The following is a 12,135-nucleotide window of genomic DNA, read 5'->3' as shown; positions in this document are numbered from 1 at the left end:
GGGGGGGCGGCCATAGCCGCCATTGCTGATCTCTTCCCAGGTATGTGGCTTGAATGCGAGTTCCGCGCTGACGATCATCGTCGCGCAGTGGCCGACGATCTTGCCCTCGTACTCAGCGACGAACTGGCCTTCGGGAAAGTTGATGAGCTGGCCGCGGATTTCCGCGCGGGTGAAGGAATCGGCCTTGCCATAGACCTTGATGGACAACCGCGCGATGGCCGGGGCATCGGCAACCGTCGCAGGGCGAATGATGAGTTTGGCTTTGGTGTGATCCATGTGCCGCCTTCTTACGCGCAGCCGCGCGCCGGGTTCCAGTGCCTATTGCATGGAAAGGAAAAAATCCGCGGTCCGGGCCATCGAAGTTGTGGCCGCACAATGCAGTTGCGGACTGTGGCATTTCTCACGCGCAACCATGGGGTGTTGCGCACATCGCGAACCGCAGTTTCCGCCTACAACCAGGATGCGTGCTGCAAGTTGCAATGCACCCCCGGAACCAACGTCCTGAACGACAATGCTTTTTCGGGGACGACAATTTTTCTTGGGCCGACCGGGATACTTTTACGCATCCGCTCCGTTGTTCTTGGTGAAAGGAGACATATGCATGAGTGCTACACTGATCGCCCTGGCCCTGTTCGGCTGCAGTGACGACGGGAGCGCCTGCGAACGCCTCCGCATGCCGGTGGAAACCTATCAGACCCGCGCCCAATGCACGGCAAAGCTCGACGATGCGCTGGGCAGCGATGCCGCCATGCGTGCCGAGTTCCCCACGGTTTATGCGCAATGCCTGTCGAGCCGGCAGCTTTCGATGCTGGGCTCCGGCACGGTCGACCTGCGCCGCGTCAACGGCGTGAATTTCGCTTCTGCAGGCCTTTAACCGCGTCCGCGGTAGCTCTGCACGCCCTGATCCGGGACCCAGAGCCCTTCGGGAACCAGGCCCGACTGCCAGAACACATCGATGGGGATGCCCCCACGCGGATACCAGTAGCCGCCGATGCGCAGCCAACGTGGCTTCATCTCGTCGAACAGGCGCTGGCCAATGCCGACCGTGACGTCCTCGTGAAAGCCGCTGTGATTGCGGAAGGAGCCGAGGAAAAGCTTGAGGCTCTTCGATTCCACGATGGTCTCGCCCGGCGCATAATCGATCACGAGATGCGCGAAGTCGGGCTGGCCGGTGACCGGGCACAACGAGGTGAACTCCGGCGCGGCAAAGCGGACCATGTACAGGGAACCGGCGCGCGGATTGGGCACATAGTCCAGCACCGCTTCGGTCGGGGACGCGGGAAGCGCGCTCTGCTGGCCAAGGTGAAGGGGGTTCGCGGGTGTTTCGCTCATGCCTCGGCCATGACGCGAACGCGCCGCGATGACAAGCATGATGTGCCATCCTCGGGAGCAAACGCAGCCGGTTTGGCGGCAGGTCGGAACGGCTCGGCGCGCAGAGCGCGCGCATTAACTTTCGGTTCAGCGGACTTGCTGTGATGGCTCGCGCATGAGGGGCTTGAACGGGACTCACACTCGCATCACTCTGGCGCTGCTGATCGCAGGCTCGCCTGCCATAGGCCATGCCCAGGCGATCGGCTCATGGAGCCTGCCGGAACCCGACTCGACCTCCAGCGCCCCTGCGCCGCAAGGGCCGGTCGACGCCCAGAACCCCATCCTCCGGCCGGAAGCCGGTGAGTCCACCCTTGGCCCCGCTCCATCGGCCAAGCCTGCGGCGAAGCCGACGCCGGCTCCGCTGATCACCGCGGCACCGCCGCCACCTGCCGAGCCCACCGCCCGCACGACGGCCAAGCCTGCCCCGCCCAAGGCGACCACGCCTTCGCTGCGCCCTGTGACGCAAGCTCCGGCCCCGGAACCGACTGCAAGCGATAGCTCTGGCCCCGTCGAGCCCGCTGCTCAGCCCGAGCAGCTCCCGACGCGGCAGACAACCGAGCCTGAAACTGCCGGGGCCGAGCACCCGTCCTGGCCCGCATGGTGGTGGACCCTTCCCGCAGGCATCGCCGCGATTGCCCTGGCGCTGTTCCTCCTGCGTCGGCGCCGTCCGCAGGAAGAGGAATGGGCAGACACCGGCGAAGCCGTTGCCGAAGCGCAAGCCGAAAGCTCCCCGGCCGCGCGCCCGCTCGATTCCGCGTCGAGGCGCCCGCTGCCCGAACCTGCCTTCACGCCGGCTCCGCCCAAACCGGTCGCACCGCCCAAACCGGCCCCTGCCACCGTCAAGGCCAGCCCTGCGCTGATTTCCGTCGATCTCGAACCGGTCGCGATGCGGCTCTCGCTGTTTTACGCCACGCTGCAGTACCGCCTGACGCTCAGTGCCGAAGAGGCTCGCGGGCCGATCACGGTATCGGGCGACATGATTTCCGCCCACGCTTCGTTGTCACAGGAGCAGCAGCTGGGACCGCAAGTGCAGGACATGGCCCGGCGTCATGACCTCCAGGCCCTTGCGGCCGGCGAGCCCGTGCAGCTCAAGGGCGAGATCCAGCTCCCGCTTTCCGAGATCCGTGCCATGCGCCAGGGCGACGCGACGCTGTTCGTTCCGCTTGTGCGCCTGTGCCTGACAGGGCCAGATGGACTGGCGCTGCGCCGCGTCTTCACGCTCGGAATTCCGGGCGGCGGCGCCGGCCTGTCACCCTTGCGCACTGACACCGGCCCGCGCACCTTCGAGCCGCTTGCCGCCCGCGAAATCGAGGCCGCGCGGCAAATACCCTTGCAAACGGAGACCTTGCCTCTCGACCCCCAACGCGCAGCGGGCTAGGCTTCTCCGCGCGACAGCGGAGATGATCTTGAGCGATACAACGGGGCTGAAAAACAAGGCACATGCCACCAGGCTGGTCGGAGCCGGCCGACGTAGGGAATGGACCGGGGCGGTGGTCAATCCGCCGGTCTGGCGGGCCAGTACGCACTTGTACGACAGCACGAAGGACCTGGCGGAAGGGCCGCGCCGCAACGAGGACGGCCGCTTCTTCTACGGCAGGCGCGGCGCACCCACGCAGTGGGCCCTGTGCGATGCGCTGACCGAGATCGAGCCCGGTGCCGCCGGAACGGTGCTTTACCCATCGGGCGTGGCGGCCATAGCCGGCGTGCTGCTGACCCTGCTGCGCCCCGGAGACGTCCTGCTGATGACGGACAACGCCTATGACCCGAGCCGGGCCATGGGCAAGGGCCTGCTCCATGATCTCGGCGTCGAGACCCGCTTCTTCGACCCGCTCGACCTGCCCGCCTACGAGGCCCTGTTCTGCGAGAAGACGCGCGCGGTCCTTCTCGAGGCGCCGGGCAGCCTCTCGATGGAAGTGTGCGACGTGCCCGCCCTCGCCCGCATCGCCCGCGAAAAGGGCGCGGTGTCCGTACTCGACAACACATGGGCCAGTCCGCTGGGCTTTGCCGCGCTCGAAAAGGGCGTGGACGTCACCCTCATGGCCCTCACCAAGCATGTCGGCGGCCACTCCGACCTGATGATGGGCAGCGCCAGCGCCGGGCCCGAGCTTTACGCGAAACTGCGCCAGCGCGCGCAGCAACTGGGCACCGTCGTCTCGCCCGACGACGCATCGCTGGCCCTGCGCGGCCTGCGCACGCTCAACTTGCGGCTCAGGCAGGAAACCGCCTCTGCCCTCGCCATTGCCGAGTGGCTTTCAAAGCGCCCCGAGATCGCGCAGGTCCTGTGCCCGATGCTGCCCGGATCGACCGGCCACGAATTCTGGAAGCGCGACTTCACCGGCGGCTGCGGCCTGTTCAGCTTCACTTTCAGGGGCGGCGACGGGGCAAGCCGCAACCGCTTCATCGATGCACTGGAGCTGTTCGGGATCGGCTATTCCTGGGGCGGCTACGAAAGCCTCGCCCTTCCCATAGAGCCCGCGCACTATCGCACCTGCATGGCCTGGCCGCCGCGCGGCGGCGATCCGCAGGACTGCCACGGCGTGCGCCTGTCGATCGGGCTGGAAGACCCGGACGACCTCATCGCCGACATCGAACAGGCGCTCGCTCGGATGCAGGGATCGTGAGCGCTCCGCTCGATCCCGCGGCGACCGGCTCGCCTCTGGCCGACTCGACCGGCGCGGCCGATCCCGGCGTACTGGTCCCCGCACCCTCGCCCACCCCGATGGACGATCAGGCGATCGCCGGTGCCGAAGGGCTCAAGAACGCCGTCGCTTCGAAAAGCGGCACCATCGGCGACATCATCAACTCGCTGGACAGTCTCGCGGTCCAGGTTGGCGGCACGCGCATTTCGGTGTGGGACCTGATCGTCGTCATGCTGGTCCTAGCCCTCGTGATCACGATCGCCTGGGCTGCCAGCAAGTTCGCCGCCAGGGTCATCGGCCGCATGAGCCGGCTCGACACGACCCAGCATCTCCTCGCCGAGAAGATGGTCAGCCTCGTCATCTGGGGCATTGCCATCCTCGTGGGCATCGATGTCCTAGGCATCGACCTGACCGCCTTCGCGGTTTTCTCGGGCGCCTTCGGCCTGGCCATCGGTTTCGGCCTCCAGAAGACCTTCGGCAACCTGATCGCCGGGATCATCCTGCTGATGGACAAGTCGATCAAACCGGGCGACGTCATCGCCATTACCGATCAGGCGGGCAATTCCACCTTCGGCCAGATCCGCCGCATCGGCATCCGCGCCGTCTCGCTCACGACGCGCGACCAGAAGGAATACCTGATCCCCAACGAGAACCTGATGATCAATCAGGTGGAGAACTGGTCCTACTCGTCCAAGAACGTGCGCATCCAGGTGCCGGTCGGCATTTCTTACAATGCCGATATCGTGAAGGCCGAGGAACTGATGCTGGAAGCGGCGCGCGGCGTGAAGCGCATCCTGGCGGCACCGCCGCCCACCGCATGGCTGGAATCCTACGGCGACAGCACGGTCAATTTCATCATCCACTGCTGGATCACCGATCCCGAGGAAGGCACCGGAAACGTGCGCTCGGCGGTTCTCAAGAACCTGTGGCACCTGTTCCACGAGCACGGCATCGAGATCCCGTTCCCGCAGCGCGACATCAACTTGCGCCAGAACGAAGCCTTGCGCGACCTGATCGAGGCCATGCGCGAGAGCAAGGCAAGCAATGGGAAGAAAGCGGAAACCGGTCCGGAAGCCTGATCCGTCCGTCCGGGACGGTCAGTGCGTGGCGACCGGCCGTTCCTTTTCCAGTTCGAGGCGGTTGCGCCCCTTCGCCTTGGCGCAGAACAGCGCAAGCTCGGCCCGCTCGATGGTCCGGTCGAGATTGTCGCCGATATGGGCGATACTGGCACTGGCGGTGATGGCAAAGCGGCTTTCGCCCACCTTCTGGCGCAGTTCGGCCAGCGTCGTCACCACGCGGTGGCAGATTGCCTGCGCCTGCTCGGTCGAAGTGCGCGGGAGGAGCACGGCGAAGCGCTCCGAACCGATCCGCGAAATGATATCCTCGGCCCGCAGCATCTCGCGAAGCAGTTCGGCGAAGACCTGCAGGACCTCGTCCCCGGTCGACTGGCCGTACTTCATGTTGATGGTGCGGAAGAAGTCGATGCTGAACAGCGCCAGGCACCCGTCCATGTTCGATTCGATCATGTGCTCGAGCATCGAAATGAAGGCGGCGCGGTTGGTAAGGCCGGTTAGTGGATCGGTATAGGTTGCGGCGAACAGCTGGTCCTTGAGCTGGCGACGCTCGTCAATGCTGCGCATGATGCTGAGCGCACCATAGATCTCACCCCCTTCGTCACGCAAAGCGCGGGCCTGGATCTCGAACCAGTGCTGGCGTTCGTCTGCAGTGACAGCCGGGAATTCGACCCACTTCCCCGGCTCGCGCCCGTCGAGTGCATCGCTCAGCGCGCGGCTGACGATGTCGCGGTGCGAGCTTTCGACGATGTCGAGCAGGTTGGGCGAGATCAGCGAGCCGGGAATGCGGAAGCCAAGCCGCTCAAACGCTGGCGAGGCATGGACGATGAAGCCTTCACGGTCCGTCTTCAGGATCACGTCGGAACTGCTGTCGGCCAGCAGCCCGTAAAGTGCCGAAGTCTCCTGTACCGTGAAATTCATGCCCATCGTCATAAGCCCCGGACTCTCGCTTCTTACTGGACCGGAAAGCACTTGGGGGCATTGCCCCGCTGCACACTTCCGTCCGACAACTGACAGAAACATCCGTCGCGTTAGCCCTGTTGCCTAACGAAACTAAATATTTCCTTAATATTCAGTTATTTAACATCGAAAAACGGAACGGAAAAGCGGGATTCTCCGGGGCTGGACCGGTTAACCATCTTTTATGCACAAGACTTACCGGGCCCCGCCCATCCAAGCCTCTGAATCTTGGGAAAGATGGCGCGTCACAGCTCGATCATGATCTTGATCTTTTCCGGAGTCGTCTCGACCGCCTCGGCAATCTGGCTGCGGCAACGGGCGATCAGTTCTGGCAGGCCGACGATCGTGCGAGTCGGCTTGAGATCCGACGCAGTTACGCCCAAAGCCTGGGCGATCGGCTCGATGCGATCCTCGATCGGGCGCGCACGGTCCTGTTCCCAGGCCCATACGGTCGGTTTGCTGACGCCCAGCTTTTCGGCGAGTTCGCCCTGGGTCATGCCGCGCAGCTTGCGCAGGCGATGCAGGCGTTCGCCCAGCGTTTCGCCGCCGATCGCGGCAACGCCTTGAACCTTGGCCGCGCCGTCTGCCTCGGCGCCCGGCTCGACCGCGCCGCGCAACTGGGCCGCGCTCAGCGCGAAAGCGGAAAGCGGCTTGTCGAAGCTGCAGCCGTAGAGCGCGCCGCTGGCCCACTCCACCGTTGCGTGGACCTGGCCAGCTTCGGGGAAATCGAGGTCGATGGCCTCGCCGATCTCCAACTCGGTCCTGCTCTCCATGAGCATGCCCGATTCGGAGAGGTTGTGGATGACGACAGAGGTCTCGACACCGGACTCCAGCGCCCCTTGCGCTTCCAACCGCAGCTTGCGCCTGTGCGCGCGCGGTCGGGCCGCATCGACCGGTACTTCATCGAATTGGGCGGCAATGGCCATGCACGTAACCTCCTGAAAGATCCCCAAATCGTCATCCCTTACGGTTAAGATTTGGTTAGGGCGGCCTCCGCAGTCCGGCAGGAGACGCTCCGGCACATCGGCAAAGCGTGCGAAACCGGCGGAATTGCGCGCGCTTGCAGCCTGAACGGCTCGTCGCATTCACGGCCTAAAGCTCCCCTTATCCCCTCGAAAGCCAATATGGCTGGCAATGGCGGGCCAACCCGGCCACATGGCGCACCATGCAAGCGAATCCCGCCACTACCGGACAGGAAGGCCGCATCGGCACCGTCTATCTCGTCGGCGCAGGCCCGGGCGATCCGGACCTGCTGACGCTGCGCGCCGCACGGCTGCTCATGTCGGCCGGCCTCGTCGTGCACGACGGCCTCGTCGATCCGGCGATCCTCGCCATGGCCCGTTCGTCCGCGCGCCTCGTCTCCGTCGCCAAGAGCCGCTCGCGCCACACCATGAAGCAGGAAGCGATCTGCGACCTGCTGGTGAAGGAGGCGCTTGCCGGCAACGACGTCGTGCGCCTCAAGGGCGGCGACCCCTTCGTCTTCGGGCGCGGCGGCGAAGAAGCCGAAGCCTGCCGTGCGGCCGGTGTCCCGGTCGAGGTCGTCCCCGGCATTTCCTCGGCGCTCGGCGCATCGGCGGCGGCGCAGATCCCGCTGACCCACCGCGACCACGCCTCGATCGTCTCGTTCGTCGCCGGTCAGTGCAAGGGGCTTACCGACCAGGACTGGTCGGGCCTTGCCGGCAAGGGCCGTACGCTGGTGATCTTCATGGGCCTGGCCACGGCCGCGCAGATCTCGGACAAGCTGATTGCCGACGGCCTGACGCCGGAGGTTCCGATCGCCGTCATCGAGAACGCCACGCGCAAGGAAATGCGCGTGCTGCGCGCTTCGCTCGCCGGTCTTGCCGATCTTGTTCGCGATGAGAGGGTGCAAAGTCCCGCCCTCATCGTTATCGGCGACGTCGCACGCGCCGAATCCGGCGATACCGACAATTCCATTCGCGCCCTGGCGCTAGAGGCCCAGAACATGGAGATAGGGCAGTGAAAATTCTTACGGGCAACGACCTGAAGACCGGAGCGGTCATCTGGTGGACCGGCGTGGGCTGGTCGCTGGACGTCAACGAATCTGCCGATGTCGGCGAGCATGGCGCGGCGATCATCGCCCGCGAGGAAGGCGCGCAGAACGTCTTCGCCGCCTATATCATCGACGGCCAGAAGGACGCCGACGGCGTTCGTCCCGCCCATATCAAGGACCGCATCCGCGCGCTGGGCCCCACCGTGCGCCCCGACCTGACGCTCAAGCCGTCCGAACCCGAAGCCGTGAACTGGGTGATCTGATGTACAAGTACGACCAATACGACCAGCAGATGGTCGATACGCGCGTCGCGGAATTCCGCGACCAGGTGAAGCGCCGCCTCGCCGGCGACCTGACCGAGGACCAGTTCCGCCCGCTGCGCCTGCAGAACGGCCTGTACCTCCAGCTCCACGCCTACATGCTACGCGTCGCGGTGCCCTACGGCACCCTGAACTCGACGCAGATGACGATGCTGGGCGACATCGCGGACAAGTACGACCGCGGCTACGGCCACTTCACCACCCGCCAGAACATCCAGTACAACTGGATCAAGCTGGAGGACACGCCCGACATCCTCGCCGACCTCGCTTCGGTCGAGATGCATGCGATCCAGACCAGCGGCAACTGCATCCGCAACATCAGTTCGGACCAGTACGCCGGGGCGGCCGCGGACGAACTGATCGACCCGCGCCCCTATGCCGAGCTGCTGCGACAGTGGTCCAGCTTCCACCCGGAATTCCTGACGCTTCCGCGCAAGTTCAAGATCGCCGTCATCGCCAGCGAGACCGACCGCGCGGCGATGAAGCTGCACGACATCGGCATCAGGATGGTCAGGAACGACGCCGGCGAAATCGGCGCGCGCTTCTACGTCGGCGGGGGCATGGGCCGCACCCCGATGATCGCGCCCGTCATCCGCGAATTCGTGCCGCTCGACCAGCTGATCACCTACTCTGAAGCGTGCCTGCGCGTGTACAACCGCTACGGTCGCCGCGACAACAAGTACAAGGCGCGCATCAAGATCCTCGTCCATGAACTGGGCAAGGAAGAATATACACGCCAGGTCGAGGAAGAGTTCGCGCACCTGATGTCGCAGGGCATCGAGCCGCCGCTGGCCGAGCTTGAGCGCATCAAGCAGTACTTCGTCGATCCGGCCTTCGAGACCGGTCTGTCCGACGATCTCGACCTGACCGATCCCGACTTCCGCCTTTGGGTGGAGCGCAACTGCCAGGAGCACAAGCAGGCCGGGTACATCATCGCCACCGTCTCGCTGAAACCGGTGGGCGGCATTCCGGGCGACGCCTCGGCCGACCAGATCCGCCTGATGGCCCAGCTTGCCAAGGACTACAGCTTCGACGAACTGCGCGTCACTCACGCCCAGAACATCGTCTTCCCGCACGTGAAGAAGGCTGACCTCTACACGCTGTGGCAGAAGCTCGACGAGGCCGGTCTGTCGACCGCCAACCTCGACACGGTGGGCGACATCATCGCCTGCCCCGGCCTCGACTACTGCAGCCTTGCCAATGCCCGCTCGATCCCGGTGGCGCAGAAGATTTCGGAACGCTTCGGCAGCGCCGAAAAGCAGGCCGAGATCGGCGAGCTCAAGCTGAAGATCTCCGGCTGCATCAACGCCTGCGGCCACCACCACGCGGGCCACATCGGCATCCTCGGCGTCGACCGCAAGGGCGTGGAGAACTACCAGCTCCTGCTCGGTGGCTCGGAAGGCGCCGACACGTCGCTGGGCAAGATCACCGGTCCGGGCTTCGACGAGGACGGCATCGTCGATGCCGTCGAGAAGGCCACGCAAGTCTATCTCTCCAACCGTGAGGACGGTGAACGCTTCCTCGACACCTATCGCCGGATCGGCATGGATCCGTTCAAGGAGGCTATCTATGGTTGATGTCCAGTTCCGCTTCCGTGACGATGAAGCGGTCAACGATCCCGCCGTCACGGTCGACGCCTTCACCGAGCAGAGCAATGCCTCTGCCGTGCGCATCGAACCGGGCGACGACGCCCGCGACCTGCTGCCCCACCTAGACCGCATCGCGCTGGTCGAAGTGAACTTCCCGGCATGGACCGACGGCCGCGGCTACTCCTCGGCCCGGATCCTGCGCGAAGCGGGCTTCACCGGAGAAATCCGCGCCGTGGGCGATGTCGTGATCGACATGCTCAGCCACCTCAAGCGCTGCGGCTTCGACGCTTTCGCGCCCGACAAGCCGCTCAACCCGACCGATGCGCGGAATGCATTCGACCGTTGGGACAACGTCTACCAGGCAACGGCCGACGGCCGCCAGCCGATCTGGGCGCTGCGGCACCCGGCCTGAGGCCGAGGCCAGACCTGGAGCTTCACCAAGGATTTCCGTTATGACCGAAGCGACACGCATCCGCGACCGCATTGACACCGGCCCCCGCTTTGCCGAGGCCGATGCCGTGCGTCTCAACCGCCTCTTCCGCGGCACCGATACGATCGAAATGCTCGAGACGGTGCTGAAGGAAGGCATGGCGGGCGATGTCGGGATCGTGTCCAGCTTCGGCGCGGAATCCGCGGTGCTGCTCCACCTCGTCTCGCAGGTCGATCCCAGCGTGCCGGTGCTCTTCCTGGAGACCGGCAAGCACTTTCCCGAGACGCTGGCCTACCGCGACCTGCTGATCGAACGCCTCGGCCTCAAGGACCTGCGCAACCTGACCCCGGATGCGGAGGAACTGGCCAAGAAGGACGAGTCCGGCCTGCGCTGGTCCTACGATCCGGACGGCTGCTGCGATATCCGCAAGGTCAAGCCGCTGGCCAAGGCCCTGCTCGGCCTCGATGCCTCGATCACCGGGCGCAAGGCTTTCCAGGCATCGACCCGCGCGACGCTGCCGCGTTTCGAGATCGACACGACCGACGAACAGGGACGCCTGAAGATCAATCCGCTGATCGACTGGTCGCCCGAACGGATCGCCGCCTATATCGAGGAACACGATCTGCCGCCGCATCCGCTGGTGGCTGTAGGCTATCCCTCGATCGGCTGCATGCCCTGCACCAGCAAGGTGGCGCCGGGCGAAGACCCGCGTTCGGGCCGCTGGCGCGGTTGGGACAAGACCGAGTGCGGCATCCATGTCGCGCATCACACCCCCGATCACACCGAAAAGGTCGCCCCGGAATTCGACCCGGGCCTCTAAGGCTCCCCGAATACCGGACTGCGCTGCCCCCTGGCGCGATTACCGCCACGGCAGGGAATCGCGCCAGGCTTGCGCAAGAGCCAGATAAGCCGAGCCCGGAAGAGTCTCTTCGAATTCAGCTTGTGGCAGGCGCGACGCTACCCGGGTGTCGCCCTGCCCGTTGCGGCAGGACAGCGATCAGCACCACGATCCCGACCACCAGCACGCCGGTTGCGAGCGGTCGACTGAAATCGAGCCCGCCTTTCGCCAAAGGCTTGTCGAGGAAGTCGCCAACCGTCGCGCCCAGCGGACGGGTCAGGACGAAGGCAACCCAGAACAGGGCAACGCGGCTGCTCCGGGTAAATGCCCAGAGCGCAACCACGGCGAGCAACAGCCCCCCGAACAAGGCCGCTCCGCCGAGATAGCCGAAACCGCCGTCATCCGCCGCCCAGTCACCCAGCGCCGTCCCGAGTGTCTGCGAAAAGGTGATCGTCAGCCAGTAGAAAACCTCCGTACGTGCCGAAACCACGGTCTCGACCGAGACCGTGCCATTGACGACCTTCCAGACAAGCAATGAGCCAGCCACCAGCGCGCCGAGCAGGAGGGTTCCGCCCGGATAGCCAATTCCCAGCGACCGGGTGGCGAGGTCGGCCATCGTCGTACCTGCTGTCGTTGAAGCCACGATCGTCGCCCAATAGAGCCATGGCCGAAAGCGCGTCGCGCGCACTTGCGCCAGCACAAGCACGGCGAGCGGCACGAAAAATATGAAACTGCTGACGAGATATCCAAGGTCGTAGGTCATCGAGAGCGTATCGCCGCCGGTTTCGCCAAGGGTCGTCGCCAGTATCTTTATCATCCAGAACCCGAGAGTGATCGCCGGCACCTTTGTCGCGGTATGTCCCATCATGCCTCGCCAGATTGAATTGCAGGTCTTTCCAAGATG

General features: G+C 65.0%; 13 protein-coding genes and 1 pseudogene. 9 read left to right on the top strand and 5 right to left on the bottom strand.

The features are described 5' to 3' along the window. Positions 1–276, bottom strand: a pseudogene (locus SPHV1_RS10700) (carbon-nitrogen hydrolase); the annotation flags it as partial. 325 nt (positions 277–601) lie between these two features. Between SPHV1_RS10700 and SPHV1_RS10695 the strand changes: the two are divergent. Further along, positions 602–874 (top strand): hypothetical protein, encoded by a 273-nt coding sequence (locus tag SPHV1_RS10695; RefSeq protein ID WP_054946013.1) that lies wholly within the window; start codon positions 602–604, stop codon positions 872–874. Here the strand turns inward: SPHV1_RS10695 and queF are convergent. Further along, entirely contained in the window at positions 871–1,332 is a 462-nt protein-coding gene (queF, locus tag SPHV1_RS10690; protein ID WP_054946034.1) for a preQ(1) synthase, read from the bottom strand. The two genes, SPHV1_RS10695 and queF, sit on opposite strands and share 4 nt — an antisense overlap. Before the next feature lie 163 nt (positions 1,333–1,495). On the opposite strand from queF, the gene SPHV1_RS10685 reads away from it, so the two are divergent. The 3 genes from SPHV1_RS10685 to SPHV1_RS10675 are packed head-to-tail and all read left to right on the top strand — an operon-like array spanning position 1,496 to position 5,089. Beyond that, positions 1,496–2,749: a hypothetical protein gene (locus SPHV1_RS10685; protein ID WP_156367332.1), complete on the top strand. Its 1,254-nt coding sequence runs from the start codon at positions 1,496–1,498 to the stop codon at positions 2,747–2,749. Positions 2,750–2,771: 22 nt separating this feature from the next. Continuing rightward, positions 2,772–3,992, top strand: coding sequence for a cystathionine beta-lyase (gene metC / locus SPHV1_RS10680; RefSeq protein WP_054946011.1), 1,221 nt, complete (start codon positions 2,772–2,774; stop codon positions 3,990–3,992). Next, entirely contained in the window at positions 3,989–5,089 is a 1,101-nt protein-coding gene (locus SPHV1_RS10675; protein ID WP_054946010.1) for a mechanosensitive ion channel family protein, read from the top strand. Before metC ends, SPHV1_RS10675 begins: the two co-directional genes overlap by 4 nt. 18 nt (positions 5,090–5,107) lie before the next feature. On the opposite strand, the gene SPHV1_RS10670 is transcribed toward SPHV1_RS10675, so the two are convergent. Then, on the bottom strand, positions 5,108–6,004 hold the full coding sequence (locus SPHV1_RS10670) for a GGDEF domain-containing protein (protein ID WP_231634626.1): 897 nt from the start codon (positions 6,002–6,004) through the stop codon (positions 5,108–5,110). A 284-nt stretch (positions 6,005–6,288) separates the two neighbouring features. Beyond that, positions 6,289–6,969 carry a helix-turn-helix domain-containing protein gene (locus SPHV1_RS10665; protein ID WP_054946009.1) on the bottom strand — a complete coding sequence of 227 codons (681 nt, stop codon included), beginning with the start codon at positions 6,967–6,969 and terminating at the stop codon, positions 6,289–6,291. A 239-nt stretch (positions 6,970–7,208) separates the two neighbouring features. Here SPHV1_RS10665 and cobA point away from each other — a divergent pair, with 239 nt between their 5' ends. Genes cobA through SPHV1_RS10640 form a run of 5 tightly spaced genes read left to right on the top strand, consistent with a single transcriptional unit; the run spans position 7,209 to position 11,213 of the window. Continuing rightward, entirely contained in the window at positions 7,209–8,024 is an 816-nt protein-coding gene (cobA, locus tag SPHV1_RS10660; RefSeq protein WP_054946008.1) for a uroporphyrinogen-III C-methyltransferase, read from the top strand. Beyond that, entirely contained in the window at positions 8,021–8,317 is a 297-nt protein-coding gene (locus tag SPHV1_RS10655) for a DUF2849 domain-containing protein (RefSeq protein ID WP_054946007.1), read from the top strand. The genes cobA and SPHV1_RS10655 overlap by 4 nt, the downstream gene beginning before the upstream one ends. Then, the gene (locus SPHV1_RS10650) at positions 8,317–9,951 is read left to right on the top strand and encodes a nitrite/sulfite reductase (protein WP_054946006.1); all 1,635 of its coding nucleotides are present in this window, start codon (positions 8,317–8,319) and stop codon (positions 9,949–9,951) included. Before SPHV1_RS10655 ends, SPHV1_RS10650 begins: the two co-directional genes overlap by 1 nt. Then, positions 9,944–10,375: a DUF934 domain-containing protein gene (locus SPHV1_RS10645; RefSeq protein WP_054946005.1), complete on the top strand. Its 432-nt coding sequence runs from the start codon at positions 9,944–9,946 to the stop codon at positions 10,373–10,375. Before SPHV1_RS10650 ends, SPHV1_RS10645 begins: the two co-directional genes overlap by 8 nt. A 40-nt stretch (positions 10,376–10,415) precedes the next feature. Beyond that, positions 10,416–11,213 carry a phosphoadenylyl-sulfate reductase gene (locus SPHV1_RS10640; protein WP_054946004.1) on the top strand — a complete coding sequence of 266 codons (798 nt, stop codon included), beginning with the start codon at positions 10,416–10,418 and terminating at the stop codon, positions 11,211–11,213. A 115-nt stretch (positions 11,214–11,328) separates the two neighbouring features. On the opposite strand, the gene SPHV1_RS10635 is transcribed toward SPHV1_RS10640, so the two are convergent. Continuing rightward, the gene (locus tag SPHV1_RS10635; RefSeq protein WP_197277705.1) at positions 11,329–12,096 is read right to left on the bottom strand and encodes a hypothetical protein; all 768 of its coding nucleotides are present in this window, start codon (positions 12,094–12,096) and stop codon (positions 11,329–11,331) included. Between the last annotated feature and the right edge of the window lie 39 nt (positions 12,097–12,135).

Source organism: Novosphingobium sp. KN65.2 (genome assembly GCF_001368935.1).
Lineage (GTDB): Bacteria > Pseudomonadota > Alphaproteobacteria > Sphingomonadales > Sphingomonadaceae > Novosphingobium > Novosphingobium mathurense.
The sequence above is the reverse complement of the archived record's forward strand: the minus strand, read 5'-3'. Positions and strand labels throughout refer to the sequence as shown.